The 19532-nt window shown below is 73.2% G+C and carries 16 protein-coding genes and 1 tRNA gene; 8 read left to right on the plus strand and 9 right to left on the minus strand.

Going from position 1 to position 19532, the window contains the following annotated elements:
• Position 1: 1 nt before the first annotated feature.
• Positions 2–1393 carry an L-seryl-tRNA(Sec) selenium transferase gene (gene selA, locus H490_RS30740; RefSeq protein ID WP_017885382.1) on the minus strand — a complete coding sequence of 464 codons (1392 nt, stop codon included), beginning with the start codon at positions 1391–1393 and terminating at the stop codon, positions 2–4.
• Positions 1394–1433: 40 nt separating this feature from the next.
• Positions 1434–1529, minus strand: a tRNA-Sec gene (locus H490_RS30745).
• Positions 1530–1580: 51 nt separating this feature from the next.
• On the opposite strand from H490_RS30745, the gene selD reads away from it, so the two are divergent.
• A complete protein-coding gene (gene selD / locus H490_RS30750) occupies positions 1581–2573 on the plus strand; it encodes a selenide, water dikinase SelD (protein WP_017885383.1) in 993 nt (330 codons plus the stop codon).
• A gap of 30 nt (positions 2574–2603) precedes the next feature.
• Here selD and H490_RS30755 read toward each other — a convergent pair whose 3' ends face one another.
• Genes H490_RS30755 through fdhD form a run of 5 tightly spaced genes read right to left on the minus strand, consistent with a single transcriptional unit; the run spans position 2604 to position 9357 of the window.
• On the minus strand, positions 2604–2945 hold the full coding sequence (locus H490_RS30755) for a TraR/DksA family transcriptional regulator (protein WP_017885384.1): 342 nt from the start codon (positions 2943–2945) through the stop codon (positions 2604–2606).
• A 19-nt stretch (positions 2946–2964) separates the two neighbouring features.
• A complete protein-coding gene (gene nrfD / locus H490_RS30760; protein ID WP_017885385.1) occupies positions 2965–4056 on the minus strand; it encodes an NrfD/PsrC family molybdoenzyme membrane anchor subunit in 1092 nt (363 codons plus the stop codon).
• Between the two features lie 28 nt (positions 4057–4084).
• Complete coding sequence (locus tag H490_RS30765; protein WP_017885386.1) at positions 4085–5092, minus strand: 4Fe-4S dicluster domain-containing protein; 1008 nt, start codon at positions 5090–5092, stop codon at positions 4085–4087.
• A complete protein-coding gene (gene fdh, locus H490_RS30770) occupies positions 5089–8481 on the minus strand; it encodes a formate dehydrogenase (RefSeq protein WP_193743424.1) in 3393 nt (1130 codons plus the stop codon). Before fdh ends, H490_RS30765 begins: the two co-directional genes overlap by 4 nt.
• A gap of 9 nt (positions 8482–8490) precedes the next feature.
• A complete protein-coding gene (gene fdhD, locus H490_RS30780) occupies positions 8491–9357 on the minus strand; it encodes a formate dehydrogenase accessory sulfurtransferase FdhD (protein WP_017885389.1) in 867 nt (288 codons plus the stop codon).
• A 175-nt stretch (positions 9358–9532) separates the two neighbouring features.
• On the opposite strand from fdhD, the gene glp reads away from it, so the two are divergent.
• The 3 genes from glp to H490_RS30795 are packed head-to-tail and all read left to right on the plus strand — an operon-like array spanning position 9533 to position 11750.
• Positions 9533–10831, plus strand: coding sequence for a gephyrin-like molybdotransferase Glp (gene glp, locus H490_RS30785; protein WP_017885390.1), 1299 nt, complete (start codon positions 9533–9535; stop codon positions 10829–10831).
• The gene (gene mobA / locus H490_RS30790; RefSeq protein ID WP_017885391.1) at positions 10828–11472 is read left to right on the plus strand and encodes a molybdenum cofactor guanylyltransferase; all 645 of its coding nucleotides are present in this window, start codon (positions 10828–10830) and stop codon (positions 11470–11472) included. The genes glp and mobA overlap by 4 nt, the downstream gene beginning before the upstream one ends.
• Positions 11469–11750, plus strand: coding sequence for a DUF6457 domain-containing protein (locus H490_RS30795; RefSeq protein ID WP_017885392.1), 282 nt, complete (start codon positions 11469–11471; stop codon positions 11748–11750). Before mobA ends, H490_RS30795 begins: the two co-directional genes overlap by 4 nt.
• A gap of 15 nt (positions 11751–11765) precedes the next feature.
• On the opposite strand, the gene H490_RS30800 is transcribed toward H490_RS30795, so the two are convergent.
• Positions 11766–13025, minus strand: a complete 1260-nt coding sequence (locus tag H490_RS30800; RefSeq protein WP_031290401.1) for a LuxR C-terminal-related transcriptional regulator — start codon at positions 13023–13025, stop codon at positions 11766–11768.
• 129 nt (positions 13026–13154) lie between these two features.
• Between H490_RS30800 and fdhA the strand changes: the two genes are divergently transcribed.
• Positions 13155–14372, plus strand: coding sequence for a formaldehyde dehydrogenase, glutathione-independent (gene fdhA, locus H490_RS30805; protein ID WP_017885394.1), 1218 nt, complete (start codon positions 13155–13157; stop codon positions 14370–14372).
• A gap of 87 nt (positions 14373–14459) precedes the next feature.
• Here the strand turns inward: fdhA and H490_RS30810 are convergent, their stop codons facing one another.
• A complete protein-coding gene (locus H490_RS30810) occupies positions 14460–15383 on the minus strand; it encodes a LysR family transcriptional regulator (RefSeq protein ID WP_017885395.1) in 924 nt (307 codons plus the stop codon).
• 163 nt (positions 15384–15546) lie between these two features.
• Between H490_RS30810 and H490_RS31285 the strand changes: the two genes are divergently transcribed.
• From H490_RS31285 to H490_RS30820, 3 genes are all read left to right on the plus strand, one after another.
• Positions 15547–16131 carry a hypothetical protein gene (locus tag H490_RS31285; protein WP_017885396.1) on the plus strand — a complete coding sequence of 195 codons (585 nt, stop codon included), beginning with the start codon at positions 15547–15549 and terminating at the stop codon, positions 16129–16131.
• Between the two features lie 65 nt (positions 16132–16196).
• A complete protein-coding gene (locus tag H490_RS30815) occupies positions 16197–17588 on the plus strand; it encodes an MFS transporter (RefSeq protein ID WP_017885397.1) in 1392 nt (463 codons plus the stop codon).
• 277 nt (positions 17589–17865) lie between these two features.
• Positions 17866–19056 carry a MarP family serine protease gene (locus tag H490_RS30820; protein ID WP_017885398.1) on the plus strand — a complete coding sequence of 397 codons (1191 nt, stop codon included), beginning with the start codon at positions 17866–17868 and terminating at the stop codon, positions 19054–19056.
• Positions 19057–19532: the final 476 nt, after the last annotated feature.

Consider the following 19532-nt stretch of genomic DNA (forward strand, 5'->3'; position numbering starts at 1 on the left):
GTCAGCGGGACCCGAGCCCCCGCGGCGCGGAGCGCGGGGCGGCGCCCGCGTCGCCCAGCGCCTCGATCAGGCACTCCAGCAGCAGTTCGTCATCCGACTCGGGAATGCAGCGCAGATCGACCAGGCAGCGCCCCCGGTGCACGCGGGCGACCACGGCGACGGCACCGGCCCGCAGGCGGGGCGCCATCGCCTCGGGCAGCTCGATCGCCCACCCCGGCAGCGGCACCCCGGGCGCTCCCCCGCCGCCCACGCGCCCCTCGTGGGGCACGACCTCGCAGGGCCCCTGCACCGCTGCGGCCAGGCGGGCGGCGAGCCCCTCGGTGCGCTCGCGCAGACGGGCGGGGACGGCGTGCAGCGCCGCCTGCACAGGCGTCTCGGGGCCGCGCAGGGTCGCCTCGATCGCCGCGAGGGTGAGCTTGTCGCTGCGCACGGCGCGCGCGAGGGGATGCTTCGCGAGGCGCCGGATCGTCTCGGCCCGCCCCACCAGCAGCCCCGCCTGCGGGCCGCCGAGCAGTTTGTCGCCGCTCGCGATCACCACGTCGGCTCCGGCGCGCAGGGCGCCCGCGAGGTCGGGCTCGTCGGGCAGCAGCGCGTCGGGTCGCAGCAGGCCGCTGCCGAGGTCGACGACGAGCGGCAGCCCGTATGCGTCGGCGAGTCGGCGCAGCGCCGCCACGTCGACTCCGGAGGTGAACCCCTGCACGCGGAAGTTGCTCGGGTGGATCTTCAGCAGGCAGCCGGTCGCGGCGCCGATCGCGGCTTCGTAGTCGGAGAGGTGCGTGCGATTGGTGGTGCCGACCTCGCGCAGCCGGGCACCCGTGGTGACCAGCAGGTCGGGCAGCCGGAACCCGGCGCCGATCTCCACGAGCTCGCCCCGGCTCACGATCATCTCGCTCGGGATCGCCCGATCCCGTTCCGACGCCCCGGCGCAGACCGCGGTGACGGCGAGCAGCAGTGCTGCCGCGCCGTTGTTCACGATCAACGCGTCCTCGGCCTCGGGACAGGCCTGCAGCAGCGCCTCGCGCGCACCCGCGCCCCGGGCGCTGCGCTTGCCGCTCACGAGATCCATCTCGACGTCGACGTAGCCGGCGGCGGCCCCGATCGCCTGCCTGGCGCCCTCCGACAGGGGCGCCCGGCCGAGGTTCGTGTGCACGATCACGCCGGTCGCGTTGAGCACGGGCACGAGTGACGCGGGCCGCTCGGCGCGCAGCGCGTCGACGACCGCCTGCTCGACCTCCTCGACCGGCACCCGGCCCTCGCGGGCCGCCCGCTGCCGCTCCTCGACGATGCGGCGGATCGCGGCGTCGCCGATCCGCTCCCGCGCCTCGCGCACCGCGGGGAGCGCCAGCAGCCGGTCGGTGCGGGGAATGCGCCTGCGATGGTCCTCGTCGCTCATCGCGCCCCCTCGCCCGCTCGATATTCCCCGGTCGGCATATTGGCGGAGGCGGACGGGAATCGAACCCGCCAGCCCGAGATGCTCGGACTCACCGGTTTTGAAGACCGGGGGGCCCACCAGGAACCCTGACGCCTCCACCGACGAGCCTACACTCCCGCGAAAGCGATGCGCGGGGTAGTCTCGGGGCATGGCTACCGAGCTGGATCCCGCACGACTCACCTCCTACGCGCACGGCGGCGGCTGCGCCTGCAAGATCCCGCCGGGCGAGCTGGAAGACGCCGTGCGGGGGCTCGTCGGCCAGACCGCGCCCCAGGTGCTCGTGGGGCTCGACGACGGCGACGACGCGGCGGCGGTGCTCGTGCGCGACGACCTCGCGGTGCTCTCGACCGCCGACTTCTTCACCCCCGTGGTCGACGACGCCTACGACTGGGGCCGCATCGCCGCCGCCAACGCGCTCTCGGACATCTACGCGATGGGCGGCACCCCCATCACGGCGATCAACCTCGTGGGCTGGCCGCGCGAGGTGCTGCCCATGGAACTGCTCACCGAGGTGCTGCGGGGCGGGCTCGACGTCGCCGCCGAGGCCGGCTGCCCCGTCACCGGCGGCCACTCGATCGACGACCCCGAGCCCAAGTACGGCATGGCGGTCACCGGTGTGGTCGATCCCGCGCGGCTCATGCGCAACGACGCGGCCGAGCCCGGCCTGCCGCTCACCCTCACCAAGCCCATCGGCGTCGGCGTGCTGAACAACCGGCACAAGCGCACCGGCGAGGTGTTCGAGCACGCGATCGCGCAGATGGTGCAGCTCAACCGAGACGCCTCGATCGCCGCCGTCGCCGCGGGTGCTCGCGCCGCCACCGACGTGACCGGCTTCGGCCTGCTGGGGCACCTCTACAAGATGTGCCGCGCCTCGGGCGTCGGCGCCGTGCTCGACTCGGGCGCGGTGCCGCTCATCGAGGCGGCTCGGGAATCGCTCGACGAGGGGTTCATCCCCGGCGGATCGCGCCGCAACCTCGACTGGGTGCGGCCCCACCTCGACATCGAGCGCCCCCTCTCCGAGGAGGAGCTGGTGCTGCTCGCCGACGCGCAGACCTCGGGCGGGCTGCTGGTCGTGGGCGAGGTGCCGGGTTACCCGGTGATCGGCGAGACCGTCGCGGGAGCCGGCATCACCATCCGGTGACGGAGCCGCGGCCGAGCGGGCCCGCCGCCCCTACGAGCACGCCACGCAGCGCTCGCGGAACGGCCGCGCCTCGAGCTGCCCCTCGGGGATCGGCCGCCCGCATGCCGGGCAGATCCCGTACTCGCCCGCCTCGAAGCGCCGCACGGCGGCGTCGGCCGCCCGGGCGTCCTCGCGCGCCGAGGCGAGCAGGCCGGCGAGCATCGACCACTGCGAGGAGAGCGTCACCCCCTCCGGATCGTGCTCGTCGTCATCCGACTCGCTGCGGCGAGCGCGGGTCAGCGCGTCGAGCTCGGCCTCGAGCCGGGCCGCGCGGGCATCGGTCTGCGCGCGCAGCTCGACGAGCCCCGCTCGCACCGCTTCGTCTCGCGTCACCGCTTCCCCCTCGTCCCCGCTACTCGGCCGTGGTGATCGAGTCGTCGACGATCCCCGCGCGGCGGCGCGCCTCGAGCCGGCGCTTCTGCGGTTCGATGACGTATCGGGGATCCTTCGTGGAGTGGAGGCCGGCCTCGAGCACCGCGAAGCGGGTGAGCGCCGAGGCCGCGAGCAGCGCGACCCCCGAGACGACCGCGACCGTGCGGCTGCGCCCTGCGAAGACCGCGCCGACCCCGCCGACCGCGGCGAGACGCTTGCTCCACCGGTGCATCGCACCCGCGCTCCCGCGGTGCAGCGGCTCGGCGGCCACCGGATCCATGCGCCGCTCCATGAGCTCCGACGCGGCGAGCTCGGCCGCCGACCCGGCCACCGCCAGCACCCTCGCCGGCTTCGCATCGGCCACGGGCGTCGTCACCATGCCGAGGCCACCGGCGGCGAGGCTCGCCGAACTCACGAAGACGAACGAGAGATCCTCCTTCGCCGCGTTCCACGTGGGGTTCGCCGTGTTCGAGAGCAGCACGCCGGTGTAGGCGGCGAGCGGCGCCGCGAACACCGCGGAGACCACTCCCGCCGGCTGCTCGGCCAGATCGAGCAGTCGGCGCAGCGGCCCGAGCGGCAGCCGGCGCTTCGTCATGCGGTCGAACTCGGCGGCGGCCGCGACGCCGGCTCCGGCGCTGAACGCGCCGAGGATCCACGAGCCGACGCTCATCGGCGAGGTCACCTTGAGCGTGCGGAACATGTTGAGGAATCGCTCGGGCCTGCCCAGGTCGACGATGAGCGACACGGCGCCCGCGCCGGCCGCGGCGATCGCCGCGAGACGGCTGTTGCGGCGCAGCTTCGCGTTGCCGCTGAACTGCGCGCCCGCGGCCAGCAGCGACGACCCGCCCGCGACGCCGCCGAGAAACAGGTAGATGCCGATCGGCGCCTCCCACGGCGGCGGCTTCACGATGGGCCGGTCGTAGTAGGTGGCGAACTCGACCTCGGGCACCATGGCCATCTCGCGCGAGCCGTCGGTCGCCCCGGCGCCCCTGCCACCGCGGCGCTTGCGCCTGCCCCCGGACCGGCGCGGCTTCTCGGGGGGCCGGTAGCTGTCGAACTCCGAGAGGGTCACGAACGATCACCTTTCCACGCGGCGCGGTTCATCGACGCCCTCCGGTGAGGAACGCGAGCGCGACCGCGCCGATCATGCCGAGCGCGGCGAGACCGGCGCGCTTGTACATGCGGGGCAGATCCTTCGTCGCGACCTGCGGGTCCGGGGGCAGCCCGTACACCTCGGGCTCGTCGAGCAGCAGGAAGATCGACCCCGTGCCGCCCACGCCGTCGCGCTCGTTCGCGCCGTAGAGCCGCGCCTCGGTGAGGCCCTGCTTGTGCAGTTCGCGCACGCGGGCCCGAGCGATCTTCGCGAGCTCCTCGCGACTGCCGAACTTGATCGACGTGGTGGGGCAGGCCTGCGCGCAGGCGGGCGTCTGATCATCGGTGAGGCGGTCGTAGCAGAGCGTGCACTTCTGGGCGACGCCCGCGTTGCGGGTGGGCGCCTGCTCGCCGGGCACGAAGTCGCGGTTCGTCTTGGGCACGGCGATCCCGTCGCTGCGCCGCTCGATCACGCCGAAAGGGCACCCGGCCACGCAGGTGCCGCAGCCGTTGCAGATGTCCTCCTGCACCACGACCGTGCCGAACTCGGTGCGGAAGAGCGCGCCCGTGGGGCAGACGTCGAGGCAGCCGGCGTTGGTGCAGTGCTTGCACACGTCCGACGACATGAGCCACCGGAAGTCGGGGGTGTCGGGCGGGGTGGTGTCGGCGCCCGACAGGTCTGCGGAGCCGTCGGCCCCCGCGCCGGTCGCGGGGCGCACCGTGGGCATTCCGAGGCTCACGAGCCGGCGCCCGCTCTCGCGCGCCTCCTCGATCCGCTCCTGCCCCTGCTCGATGAACGCGACGTGGCGCCAGGTGTCGGCGCCGAGCCCCTCGGAGTTGTCGTACGACGAGTCGGAGAGCTGCCAGTCGGAGTCGGCGGGGTTGCGGTTCCACTCCTTGCAGGCGACCTCGCAGGCCTTGCAGCCGATGCAGATGGAGGTGTCCGTGAAGAAGCCCTTGCGGGGGTGCACGTGCTCGTGGTGGGCGGCGTGCTCGGACTCCGTGAGCCTGCTCATCTCTGCGCCTCCTCGTCGTCGTCGTGCTGCGCCGGCGCCGCGCCCGGCGCATCGCCGGGATCCCCCGGGTGATCGTGCGACGAGTCCGGCCGGCGCTCGGTTCCAGGGTACCCGCGTCCCGCGTCGGAGACCCCGGAGACGTCGGAGGCCCGCATGCCCGTGTCGATCGTCACCCCGGCGCGCCGCCGGTACCGCTCGACGAGCTCGAGCAGCGCCTCGCCGCGGGGCCGCCGCCCCGGGAGGATCGCACAGGATCCGGCCTTCGACTCCTGGATCAGCACGTTCGGGTCCATGACCACCCCCAGCAGATCGTTCGCGGCGTCGCCGCTCACCACGGCGTCGCCCCCCACGCCCCAGTGGTAGGGCAGGCCGATCTGATGCACCGTGCGCCCGCCGGCCCGCAGCGGCTTCACCCGGTCGGTCACGAGCACCTTCGCCTCGATCGCGGAGCGCGCCGAGATGATCGTCGCCCAGCCGTAGGGCTCGAGGCCGCACTCCTCGGCGAGTTCGGGCGACACCTCGCAGAACATCTCGGGCTGCAGTTCGGCGAGGTAGGGCAGCCACCGGCTCATCCCGCCCGCGGTGTGGTGCTCGGTGAGCCGGTACGTGGTGAACATGTAGGGGTAGACGCCCGCACCGGGCTCGTCGTCGCTCGGGGCGCTGAGGTTGTCCTGGCGGGCCATCGTCACGCGCGCGGGCGAGCGCTGCTGGCTGTAGAGGGGGTTGGCGACCGGGGACTCCTGCGGCTCGTAGTGCGCGGGCAGCGGGCCGTCGACGAGCCCCTTCGGCGCGTACAGCCAGCCCTTGCCGTCCGACTGCATGATGAACGCGTCGGTGCCCGAAAGCGCATCGGCTCCCCCGGCTCCGGGCAGCGGCCGCGCGTCGGGCGAGAGCGTCGCCGGGAAGTCGGGCACGTCGTCGCCGGTCCAGCGGCCCCGCTGCTCGTCCCACCAGACGTACTTCTTGCGCTCGCTCCAGGGGCGCCCATCGGGATCCGCCGACGCCCGGTTGTAGAGCAGCCGCCGGTTGGCGGGCCAGACCCACCCCCAGTCGGGGTTGACCGCGTCCTGCTGCTCCTTCGCCGGGCGCAGCGCGGCATGGTTGACGCCGTCGGCGTAGACACCCGTGTAGATCCAGCAACCGCCCTCGGTCGAGCCGTCGGTGCGCATCTCGGTGTAGGAGGAGAGCGGCCGGCCGGCCCGCTCACCGGTGAGGTGCCGGCCGTTGATCTCCGCGAGCACGGCCTCGGGATCGGGGTTGCCGTGCTCGTCGAGCGGGTACTCCCAGGTGAGGTCGAGCAGCGGCCGGTCGCGCGGATCGGTCGATTCGGCGAGCCGCTCGCGGATCCGGATCCCCAGCTCGTAGAAGAAGTCGAGCTCGCTCTGCGCCTGCCCGGGCGGCTGCACCGCCTGATGCCGCCACTGCACCATGCGCTGCGTCTGCGTGAAGGTGCCCGACTTCTCGACGTGGTTCGCCGCGGGCATGAAGAACACCTCGGTCGCGATGTCCTCGGTGCGCAGCTCGCCCGACTCGATCTCGGGGCCGTCCTTCCACCAGGTCGCCGACTCGATCATCGCGAAGTCGCGCACCACGAGCCACTTGAGGTGAGACATGCCCAGCCGCTGCATGCGGCCGTGCGCCGATCCCACCGCCGGGTTCTGCCCGAAGACGAAGTAGCCGTCGACCTCGTCCTCGAGCATCCTCGCCACGGTCTGGTAGGTGCCGTGCGGGCCGGTGAGGCGCGGCAGGTAGTCGTAGGCCCAGTCGTTCTCCTCGCGGGCGGCGTCGCCCCACCACGCCTTGAGCAGGTTGATCGTGTAGGCGTCGGCGTTCGCCCAGTAGCCCTTCTGATCGGGGGACGCGATGCCGTCGAGGTAGTCCTGCAGCGTCTCGGCCGACGCGGTCGGCATCGGCAGGTAGCCGGGCAGCAGGTTGAAGAGCGTGGGGATGTCGGTGGAGCCCTGGATGCTCGCGTGCCCGCGCAGCGCCATGATCCCGCCGCCCGGTCGCCCGATGTTGCCGAGCAGCAGCTGCAGGATCGCCGCGGTGCGGATGAACTGGGCTCCCATGGTGTGCTGGGTCCACCCCACCGCGTATGCGAAGCAGGTGGTGCGGTCGCGGCCGGAGTTCTCGGTGATGGAGCGCGCGAGGTAGGCGAAGTCCTGCTCGGAGATGCCGCACGCCTCGCGCACCATCTCGGGGGTGTAGCGCGCGTAGTGGCGCTTCAGGATCTGGAACACGGTGTGCGGATGCTGCAGCGTCTCGTCGGTGAGGAAGCGGTCGCCGACCGACGGCCCGCCGTCGCCGAACTGGTCGCCCATGCCGGGCGCCTCCTGCAGGTCGTCCTCGCCCTCGTCGGAGCTCTGCTGCCGCCCGGTGCGCTGGTAGGCCCAGCTCGACGGGTCGTAGGTGCCGGTCTCGGCGTCGTACCCGGAGAACAGCCCGTCGAGATCCTCGGTGTCGCGGAACTCCTCGCCGACGATCGTCGCCGCGTTCGTGTACGCGAGCACGTACTCCCTGAACCAGAGGTTGTTCTCGATCACGTGGTTGATGAGCGCGCCGAGCAGCACGATGTCGGAGCCGGCCCGGATGGGCACGTGCTTGTCGGCCACCGCGGAGGTGCGCGTGAAGCGGGGATCGACGTGGATGATCTTCGCGCCGCGCGCCTTCGCCTCGGAGACCCACTGGAACCCGACGGGGTGGCACTCGGCCATGTTGGATCCCTGGATCACGATGCAATCCGCATTGGCCATGTCCTGCAGCGGTTGCGTGGCACCGCCTCGGCCGAACGAGGCTCCCAGACTGGGAACCGTGGCGGAGTGTCAGATGCGGGCCTGGTTCTCGATCTGGATCGCGCCCGCCGCGGTGAACAGCTTCTTGATGAGGTAGTTCTCCTCGTTGTCGAGCGTCGCGCCGCCGAGCGCCGCGATGCCCATGGTGCGGCGCACCGGGCGGCCGTGCTCGTCGTGATCCTGCCACCACTTCTTGCGGGCCTCGAGGAAGCGCTCGGCGATCATGTCGATCGCGGTGCTGAGCGAGAGCTTCTGCCACTCGGCGGCGTAGGGGGCTCGGTAGAGGATCTCGGTCTGCCGCGACGCCGAGTTGACGAGCTGCTCGCTCGCCGAGCCCTTGGGGCACAGCCTGCCTCGCGAGATGGGCGAATCGGGATCGCCCTCGATCTGCACCACCCGCTCGTCCTTGACGAACACTTTCTGCCCGCAGCCCACGGCGCAGTAGGGGCAGACGCTCTGCACGACGCGGTCGGCCGAGCTGGTGCGGGGCACGATCTCGCGCGTCTTGCGCGACACGACCGAGTCGCCCCGCCCGAACCGGTCGGGCGAGGAGAACTGCCGGAAGACCGGCCACTCCAGTGGGCTGAACCTCGCCATGCCCCCACCCTAGCCGATGGCGGAGCGGCCATCCAGGGCGAGGCGATCCTCGCGGCTGTAGACCACCATGGAGGGGCCGCGCAGGAAGCCCACGAGGGTGAGACCGGCCTCGCTCGCGAGCTCCGCGGCGAGCGACGAGGGCGCCGAGACCGCCGCGAGCATCGGGATCCCGGCCATGAGCGCCTTCTGCGCGAGTTCGAAGCTCGCGCGGCCCGAGACCATGAGCACGCAGCCCCGGGCGGGGAGGCGGTCGTTCAGCAGCGCCCAGCCGATCACCTTGTCGACGGCGTTGTGCCGGCCCACGTCCTCGCGCAGCACCAGCATCTCGCCGGTGCCGCCGTCGAACAGCGCGGCCGCGTGCAGGCCGCCGGTGCGCTCGAACACGGCCTGACCGGCCCGCAGCGCGTCGGGGAAGCCGGCGAGCGTCGCCGGGTCGATGCGCAGCGGATCCTCGTCCACGGTGTAGCGGGAGACCGTCGCGACGGCGTCGATGCTCGCCTTGCCGCACACGCCGCACGAGCTGGTCGTGTAGAAGTTGCGCTCGATGCTCGGATCGGGCGGCGCGACGCCGGGGGCGAGAGCGACGTCGAGCACGTTGTAGGTGTTGGTGCTGACGCCGTCATCACCGGTGGTCACCGCCCCGTCGCAGTAGCGCGCCGTCGCGAACTCGTCGGCGGAGTGGACCACCCCCTCCGAGACCAGGAACCCCGCCGCGAGCTCGACGTCGCTGCCCGGTGTGCGCATCGTCACGGTGAGCGCCTTGCCGCCGACCCGGATCTCGAGCGGCTCCTCGGCCGCGAGGAAGTCGGCGCGGCGGCGCGGCGGCTCCCCCACGGTGATGCGGGTGACCCGGCGGCGTGCTGCGATGCGTGACATGCCTCCATTGAACCTCACCGCGCCGCAGACGCGCCCGTGTTTCGGATCTCGCCGATGCTTCGGAGCGGATCGCGGGGCGCGGTCCGAGGAATGGGCGACGTCCGAGGGTTGGGCGACGTCCGAGGCATCGGCCGGCGGACGGGGAGGGCCGGCGGGCGGCGGGTAGGATCGCCCCATGCGCATGTCGGCTGCGGAGTGGCGGGGCTGGATCCTCGACCGCATCGGGCGCCTCGACGCGGCGCCGCTCCCCCTCGAGCTCGCCCACGGCCGCACGCTCGCCGAGCAGGTGCGCTCCGCCCACGATCTGCCACTCTGGCACAGCTCGGCGATGGACGGCTACGCGTTGCGCGCCGCCGACACCGCGCACGCGACGGCCGAGCGCCCCGTCGAGCTGGTCGTCTCGGGCGAGGTGCTCGCGGGCGGCTCCGCCGACCCGGCCATCGCCCCCGGCGCCGCCGTGCGCATCATGACGGGGGCCCCGGTCCCCTCGGCGGCCGACGCCGTCGTGCCGGTCGAGCTCACCGCGGCACCGGGGCGCGAGGATCCCGGCGCCGACCCCTGGGGTCGCGGCGCGGTGCGGATCGAGGCGCCCGTGGCACCGGGCGCGAACATCCGCCGCCGCGGCGAGGACGTTCGCGCCGGATCGCTCCTCGCCCGCAGCGGCGACCCGCTGACCGCCGCTCGAGTCTCGGCGCTCGCGGCCGCGGGCGTCGCCGAGGTGCGCGCCAGCGAGCTGCCGCGGGTCGCGGTGCTCGTGACGGGGGCCGAGTTGCGCCCCCCGGGCGCTCCGCTCGCCCGGGGCCAGATCGTCGAGTCGAACTCGCTGCTCATCGCCGGGCTGCTGCGCGAGAGCGGCATCGAGCCCTCGGCGGTGCGGCGCTGCACCGACGACGTCGCGGCCGTGCGCGCGCAGCTCGACGAACTCGGGCGCGGCTGCGACGCGATCATCACCACGGGCGGGGTCGGGCCCGGCAGCCACGACGTCGTGCGCCTCGCCGTGCAGGCGGAGCCGGAGGTGCGCGCCGCACGGGTCGCGGTGCGCCCCGGTCAGCCGCAGTGCGCGGGCCGCCTCGCCTCGGGCGCCTGGCTGTTCGCGCTGCCCGGCAACCCCGTGAGCGCGGCGACGAGCTTCGAGCTGTTCGTGCGCCCGGCCCTGCTCGCCTGCCAGGGGCGCGACGATCCGATGCGCCCGCTCGTGCCCGCGGTCGCGGGCGTCGGCTGGCGCGGCGCGAGGGGCCGCCTGCAGCTCATGCCCGTCACGATCGACGACGCGGACGCCGACGGAGCGGGCGACGGGTCGGGCATCCGCGGCGGGCGCCGGCGCCTGGTCTGCCGCCCCGCGGTGAACCCGCGCGGGGTCTCGCACGCGGTCGGCGGGCACGGCGCCGTACAGGCCTACGCGGTGGCGGGCGAGGACCGCGGCGACGTCGCCGCGGGAGAACCGGTCGAACTGCTCCTGGTGGGGCTGGCATGAGCAGCCTCCGGCTCGACGCGATCGTGCTCGCCGGCGGCCGGGGCCGACGTCTGGGCGGCGCCGACAAGGCCTCGATCAGGCTGCGCGACGAACGGCTGATCGACCGCGCGGTCGGGGCCGCGCGGCGCATCGGAGTCGAGCGGATCGTCGTCGTCGGCCCCCGCGGCGCGACCGACGCAGACGCCGTCTCGGTGCGCGAGGATCCCCCGTTCTCGGGCCCCCTCGCGGCGCTCGCCGCCGGCCTCGCCGCGCTCGAGAGCGGCTCGGCCGAGGCCGGTGATCGCGCGGAGTGGGTGCTGCTGCTGGCGTGCGACCTCGAACACCCGGGGGCGGTCTGCGACGCGCTCGCCTCGGCGCTCGCCCGGGCCCGGGATGACGACCGACTGCGCGACGGCGTGCTGCTCGAGGATCCGGGCGGGCGATCGCAGTGGCTGGCCGGCGTCTACCGGAGGTCCGCACTGCGCGACGGCCTCGACGCCGCGGGCGGCGAGCTCGCAGACCTCCCGCTGCGGCTCGCCTTCTCGCGCGCGGAGCTGATCCGGTGCCCCGCCACCGCCGAGGTCACCGCCGACCTCGACACCCCCGAAGACCTCGAACGCGCCCGGCGCTCGGGGCGCACCCCCGAGAAGGAGCGATCATGAGCGAGTCCCGCCACCTGCCCCCCGAAGCGCTCGACGCCTGGCTCGCGGCGGCCGCCGCGAAGCTCGACCTCGATCCCGGCGCCGTCGACATCGCCACCGTGCTGAACGTCGCCCGCGACGTCGCCCACGAGGTCGCGCGCCCGGCCGCCCCGCTCAGCACCCTCCTGCTCGGCATCGCCGTGGGACGTGCGGCGGCGGAGGGCGAAGACGCCGCGACGGCGCTCTCCGAGCGCGCGGCGGCGATCACCGCGCTCGCCGAGAGCTGGCGCGAGCGCTGAGCCGCGGTCGGCGCGCTACCCGCGCTGGCCGGCCGTGAGCACCGCGATGGCCTCGGCCCTCGAATCGGCGCCAAGCTGACGCAGGATGCGCGAGACGTGGAACTTGACGGTGTTCTCGCTGATCCGCAGCTCATCGGCGATGGCCCGGTTGCGATGCCCCGCCACCATGAGCGCCGCCACCTGCACCTCCCGCGGGCGCATGCCGGCCATCGCGGACGAGGCCGGATGGGTGCGTGGCGGGTCGAGCGGCAGCACCACGTCGATCCTCGTGCCCCAGCCGGGGGTGGTGTCGACCCCGACCGTGCCGTTCAGCGACCAGATCCGCTCCCGGATCCGCCCCAGCAGCGTCTTCGCCGCGGCGGATGATCCGGGCCCGTCGTCCTGCATCCGGATGAGCAGGTTCGTGCCGTCGCAGTCCCAGTGGATGCGGATGTGCCCGACCTCCTCGCCCTCGACGAGGGTGAGCACCGCGCGATAGACCACGGCGCGGGCGCCGAGCGACACCTCGCCCGGCAGCGGTCGGCCGTCGACCGGCGGATCCACGAACTGCAGCTGCACCGGGGAGTAGCGCGAGACCGGCCGCAGGTCCTCCTTCAGACGGTCGAAGGAGATCGTCACCGACTCCTCCGTGAGCGTGCGCACCTGATCGACCGCGCCCGACAGCCTCGTGAGCGCGTCGACGGCGCGGCCCACGGCCTCGTCGCGCGCCTGCGCGTCGCTCAGCCGCTTCGAGCGCAGCGCCACGAGCACCGACTCCACCGCTGCGGCGTACTCGTCCTCGAGCTCGGTCAGCGCCTTCAGCCGGGTGCCCGCGATCGCGCGGGCGTGCTGCAGGTAGTCGGGCTTCGCCTCGTCGGCGCGCTCCTGCACGTGCAGCGCCACGATGTCCCACAGGGCGAGCAGGGTGCCCGCCTGCGCTCCGGCTCCCGAGCCCGGCTCGGCGATCACCAGCAGCGCGCCGTTGCGCGAGAGCAGCTCCAGCGTCGGGTGCGCTGCACCGTCGATCGCCAGCACCCCGCTGCGAATCCCGTCGGAGGCCTCGAGGCGCTTGCGCAGCCGGTCGAGCTCGAGGCCGCGCACGCCGCGCACGAACGCCGGATCGCCGGTGCCCTGCACCCGGCCGCCGCCCACATCGGCCGCGAGCATCACGAGCGCCGAGTGCGGCACGAGCGGAGAGATCAGCTCGGAGAGGGCGGGGATCATCAACCCCAGCGGCGAGGCGAGCACGTTCGAGAGCCCCTGCAGCAAGGGCTCGGAGGAGGCACCGTTACCCATGACCCGAGCATAGCCCGAAGACCTACCCGAAGGTATGGCTCCCCTCATCCTCACGGGCAGTTGAGAGGAGCACCGAGCGGGGAGAGGCTGGGGGCAGGTCACCGTCGACCTCCTACAGAAAGGACGCTGATGTCTGGAAACAAAGCTGTTGCGTACAAGGGCCCAGGAGTCGTCGAGGTCATCGACACCGAATATCCGGAGTTCGAGCTGAAGGACGGTCCGGGCGTCAACCCCGCGAACGTCGGGCGCAAGGTGCCGCACGGAGCGATCCTGCGCACCGTCGCCACGAACATCTGCGGCTCCGACCAGCACATGGTGCGCGGTCGCACCACCGCGCCCGAGGGGCTCGTGCTCGGCCACGAGATCACGGGCGAGGTCGTCGAGGTCGGCCCCGACGTCGAGTTCATCAAGGTCGGCGACCTCGTCTCCGTTCCGTTCAACATCGCCTGCGGCCGCTGCCGCAACTGCAAGGAGGGTAAGACCGGCATCTGCCTGAACGTCAACCCGGACCGGCCGGGCAGCGCCTACGGCTACGTCGACATGGGCGGCTGGGTCGGCGGGCAGGCCGAGTACGTGCTCGTGCCCTACGCCGACTGGAACCTGCTGAAGTTCCCCGACCGCGACCAGGCGCTCGAGAAGATCCTCGACCTCACGATGCTCTCCGACATCTTCCCCACCGGATTCCACGGAGCCTACTCGGCGGGAGTGAAACCGGGCTCCACCGTCTACGTGGCGGGCGCCGGACCGGTCGGCATCGCCGCCGCGGTCGGCGCGCAGCTGCTGGGCGCGGGAGTGGTCATCGTCGGCGACCTCAACGAGGACCGCCTCGCACAGGCGCGCTCGATCGGGTGCGAGACCGTCGACGTGTCGAAGGGCGACCCCCGCGACCAGATCGAGCAGATCCTCGGGGTGCCCGAGGTGGAGTGCGGCGTCGACGCCGTCGGCTTCGAGGCCCGCGGCCACGGCTCGGACGCGAGCCACGAGGCGCCCGCGACGGTGCTCAACTCGCTGATGGACATCACCGAGGCGGGCGGCGCCCTGGGCATCCCGGGCCTCTACGTCACCGGCGACCCGGGCGGCGTCGACGAGGCGGCCAAGGTGGGCTCGCTGTCGATCCGCCTCGGCCTCGGCTGGGCGAAGTCGCTGTCGTTCACCACGGGCCAGTGCCCCGTGATGAAGTACAACCGCCAGCTCATGCAGGCGATCCTGCACGACAAGGTGCAGATCGCGAAGGCGGTCAACGCGACGCCGATCTCGCTGGAGGACGCCCCGCGCGGCTACGCCGAGTTCGACCAGGGCGCGGCGAAGAAGTACGTGCTCAACCCGAACGGCTACATCAAGTCGTAGCCGCCCCGCTGTGCGGACCGAGTCCCGATCCGCCGCTTCCCCCCCGGGCGAGGCGGCGGATCGGGACTCGGCGTGCGCGGGGTCGGGCTAGGGCGCCGGCTCCGGCGCCGGCTCGCCCGCGACGACGGCCCGCAGGAAGTCGACGGCCGCCGCGACGGCGGGGTTCGGCTTCCGCCCCGAGCGGAAGCGCAGCGAGATGCGCCGCACCCCGAGGCCCGGCAGCTCGTGCACCTCGACGCCAGGCAGCGCCTGCTCGCGCAGCGCGAGCTGCGGCAGCAGCGTCACCCCCTCGCCCGCGGCCACGAGCGCGAGCGCCGTCTGATGGTTGCCGTAGCGGTGCGGCGCCGTGCTCGAGTGCGGCAGGGACCGCCGCACCCGGCGCACCGCGTGCGACGCGCCCGCGCCGAGATCGACCTCGAGCCACGGCAGCCGCAGGTTCTCGAGCTCCACGACCCCCATCGCCGCCTGCGTGCCCGCCGGGGCGACCAGCACCCACGGATCGTCGAGCAGAGCGACCTCGCGCACGCCCGGGCCGGGCGGCGTCGGCGCGACCGACTCGTCGAACTCCACCGCCACGAGATCCAGCTCGGCGGCGCGAAGCCCCCGCAGCAGCTCCGCCTGCTCGCCCTCGACCAGCAGCAGGTCGACGCCCGACAGCTCGCCGCGCCACTGGGGCAGCGCGGGAGCGAGGAGGCCGCCGATGAAGCTCTGGAACGCGCCGAAGCGCACCCGACCGCTCGGCAGCTCGCTCGCGGCGCCCACCCGCCTGGCCGCCTCGTTGACCTCGCGCTCCACGTTCTCGGCGAGCTCGATCAGCTCGCGTCCCGCCGCCGTCGGCACGATGCCGCGCGGGCTGCGCTCCACGAGCGGCACCCCCACCTCGGCCTCGAGCCGCGCCAGCTGCTGGGACACCGCGGACGGCGTCAGCTTCAGCGCCTCGGCCGCCGCGAGCACCCCGCCGCTGCGCGAGATCTGCAGGAAGTACGGCAGCCGCGCGACGTTGATCCTCATATTCACTCATTCTAAACTCCCGATTCTCAATAATTCGATTGTGCTGAACCGACCGGCGTCCGCAGAATAGTTGCATTCGGCGTCGGCGCGCCCCCTCGGAGACCCGCGGGACACGCGCCCCGAGGCGCCGCCCGTACCCGCTTCGACCGCTCGAGGAGCACCGTTGGAAGACCTCGTCGGAGCCGCCCTGGGGTGGCTCGGCACCGCCGGCACCTTCTCGGCGTACCTGATGATCTGGCGCGGCTGGGTATCGCCCGACGCGATCCGCTACGCGACGCTCAACGCCGTCGGCGGCCTGCTCGCCGCGGGCGGCGCACTCGTCTACGGGGCGTGGCCGGCCGTCGCGTCGAACCTGGTGTGGGGTGTCATCGGCTTCCACGGGCTGGCGTGCGCGCTGCGGAGCCGGTTGGCGAAGCTCGGCACCGCCCTCCCGGCGGTGTCGGACGAGGCCGCGGAGATCCTGCCGCCTCCGCGGCCCCTGCCCCACTCGGGCGGCTGGACGCCGAGCGTGACGGACGCGCTCGCGATCAGCCTGCCCTGGCTCGACCCGGCTCGCGGAGCGCAGCCCGAGGACCCCTCGGCGTTCGACACCATCCCGATCAGCCTGCCGTGGCTGCGCGCGGAAGCGGCGAGCGCCGCAGATCCGTCGGAGGCGGCGAGCGCGAACGGTACAGCGAGCGGGTACGGTGCGGCGAATTCGTACGATCCCGCCCGAGACCCGCGCACCGCGAGCCCTGCGGCGCTGTAGCCTGCGCGACGGCCTCCCGCGTGGGAGAATGGTCCGATGCACGTTCGCGATCGAGCGGATCGGAGATGACCTCCGCAGCGCCTGAGACGATCTGGGATCGAGCGCGGCTCGGCATCACGCTCGGTTCGGTCGCGCTCATCTTCCTGGCGGCCCTCGAAGCGCTGGCGGTCACCACGGTGATGCCCGTCGTCAGCGTCGACCTGAACGGGCAGGCCCTCTTCGCCGTCGCCTTATCCGGCACGCTGGCCACCGGAGTGATCGGCATGGTCGCCGCCGGCGCATGGAGCGATCGCAGCGACCCCCGGGCGCCGCTGTGCGCGGCAGTGACGCTGTTCACCGCGGGGCTGATCGTCTCGGGTGCCGCCCCCGAGATGTACACGTTCATCGTCGGGCGCCTGATCCAGGGTCTGGGGGTGGGCGGCCAGACGGTGTCTCTCTACGTCGTGATCGCGCGGGTGTACCCGCGCGAGCTGCACGGCAGGATCTTCGCGGCGTTCGCGGCGGCCTGGGTGCTGCCGTCGATGGTCGGTCCGTTCCTCGCGGGCGCCGTGGCGCAGTATCTGCACTGGCGGTGGGCGTTCCTCGGCGTCGCGGTGCTCACGGCGGCGGCGTTCCTCATCGTCATGGCTCAGTTGCGGAGCGCGTCGCTGGACCCGGCGGAGGGAGCGGAGCCCCCGGGTTCGAGCGGGATCTCCGAGCCGCCGGGCGGCGGCACGATCGGAGTGCGGCTGCTGCTGGCCACGGTCGTCGCGGTCTCCGCGGTCGGGGCGGGCTTCGCCGCCGAGGCGCCCCCGGCGGTCGGCTGGCCGATCGCGCTGGGGTGCGTCGCCGTCGTCGGCTTCGCGATCACGCCGCTGATGCCGACGGGCACCCTGCGCGCACGCGCCGGCCTGCCGAGCGCAATTCTCATGCGGGGGCTCGTGGCCGGCGGCTTCCTCGCCGCCGAGACGTACGTGCCGAAGCTCCTCATGGACCGCTTCGCCTTCAGCCCGATGATCGCCGGCCTCGCCCTCACCGCCGCGGCGCTGGCGTGGTCGCTCGCCTCCTTCGCGCAGGGCCGGTACGGCGACCGGCTCGGCAGTCGGCGGATCGTCGTGATCGGCGCCTCGCTGCTGCTCGCGGGAGTGCTCGCGCTGCTCGCGGTGTCGCTCGCCGATCGGCTGCCCTCGCTCGTCGTCGTCGCGTGGGGCGTCGCCGGCGGCGGCATGGGCCTGATCTATCCGAGGCTGACGGTGCTCACCCTGGCGTACTCGACGAGCGCGAACGAGGGCTTCAACTCGTCCGCGCTGTCGATCTCGGATTCGACGGGCTCGGCCCTCACCATCGCGGTGGCGGGCCTGGCGTTCCTCACCTTTCCGCTCGCCGGATCCGGGTTCCCCGCCGTGTTCTGCCTCGCCACGGCCGTGCTCGCGCTCTCAGTGATACCGGGCCTCCGGATGGGCGACGGCGCGCGCTGATCGGCGCGCGCGACGACGGAGCCGCACCCGCGCCGCGCCCTCACCCGGGTGTTGTAGGCTCGGCGCGAACAGCGCCCGGCCGGGCGCCCGATCCTCTGAGAGGGGCCGATGCCCGGAGTCGCAGACGTCATCATCCTGCTGCTGCTCGTCATCGGGCNGCGGAGCGCGTCAAAATCATTTCGAAAAGGAGCCGCACCCGCGCCGCGCCCTCACCCGGGTGTTGTAGGCTCGGCGCGAACAGCGCCCGGCCGGGCGCCCGATCCTCTGAGAGGGGCCGATGCCCGGAGTCGCAGACGTCATCATCCTGCTGCTGCTCGTCATCGGGCTCACGGCGGGGTTCCGGGCCGGGCTGTTCTCGGCGCTCGGGGCCGCCTGCGGGCTGCTCGCGGGTGCTGCGGCGACGCCCTGGGTGCTGCCGCTCATCGCGCGCGAACTGCCCGAGACGGGCTGGCGCAGCGCGGCCGTGATCGCGGCCGCGGCGGGGCTGCTCGCGCTCGGCGGCGGCATCGGCGCCGCCGTCGGGGCCCTCATCAGGAGCGGGGCGGATCGGATCCGCCTGCGCCCCCTGGAGCGACTGCTCGGCGGCGCGCTCGGTCTCATCGCGGCCGTCACCTCGGTCTCGCTGATCGGGTCGGCCGTGGCCGCGTCCGGCATCCCCGGAGTGTCGTCGACGGTCGCCTCGTCGTCGATGCTGCGCTACCTCGACCGGGTGACCCCCGAGCCGCTCGTGGAGGCGATGGCCAGGCTGCACTCGGCGCTGCTCGGCGACACGGTGCTGCCCGCCATCGACGGCCTCATCGACGAGAACCTCGTGCTCGCCTCTCCCGACCTCTCGCGCGTCGACACCGACGATCCGGCGCTCGCCGCGGCGGGAGCCTCGGTGGCGCGCATCTCGGGCATCGCGCACGGCTGCGGCACGATGCCGACGGGCAGCGGCTTCGTGGTGGCCGAGGATCGCATCGTCACGAACGCCCACGTCGTCGCCGGCATCGACACGCCCCTCGTCGAACTGCCGGGGCAGCCAGCCCGCGACGGCCGCGTCGTCTACTTCGACCCGGTCGACGACCTCGCGATCGTCGCTGCCGACGTCGACGCCGCGCCGCTGCCGCTCGACGACGCGCTCGCGCCGGGCGGCGTCGGCGCGGTGCAGGGCTACCCGCACGGCGGGCCGTTCCGCACGGTGGCGGCGGGGGTGCTCGCGACGGGCAGCACGACCGTGCCCGACATCTACGGGTCGGGCGGGGCGCAGCGCTCCGTGCACACGCTCGACGCCGTGGTGCAGCCCGGCAACTCGGGCGGCCCGCTGCTCACCGAGGCGGGCGCCGTCGCCGGAGTGGTGTTCGCGCGAGACGCCGTGCGGCCGGGCGTCGGCTACGCGATGACCCTCGCCGAACTGCTGCCGGTGCTCGCGACGCTCGACGCATCGGCCGAGCCCGCGGCGGTGCCCTCCGGCCGCTGCGTCGGGTAGGCCGGGCAGGGGCTCGCCCCACCTCTGCCGCACATGACCCTCTCATCGGAGAAGCCAGATCAGCCCCGGGCGAGAACCCCAGCAACGAAAAAACGGGCCCGATCGGTGACTTCTCACCGATCGGACCCGCCTCTCGTGTGGTGGACGCGGGTGGACTTAAACCGAACACCTGGCAGCGGTTCGAGCGGCTGAGTTCCGCGTGGAATCAGGCGAAACTCCGTATCGTTCACGAGCCAGACGGTGCCACTGACGACGAGCCGGGAGTCGTCTCGAACCCTAGGAGACGAGCTAGAACACCCCTGACCGAGAGGCAAGTGGACGCTATTCGAACTGCACGCGCGAACGGCGAGAGCGTGGTCTCGATCTGTCGGCGGTTCGACGTACATCGGATGACCGTCTGGACGCACACGAGAGACTTGCTCTAACGTCCCCTCGTGCTGCACACCCGAAGTTACCCGTCCACGAGTTGCGCACAC

The sequence above is a fragment of the Leucobacter sp. UCD-THU genome (assembly GCF_000349545.1).
GTDB classification, from domain to species: Bacteria; Actinomycetota; Actinomycetes; order Actinomycetales; family Microbacteriaceae; genus Leucobacter; species Leucobacter muris.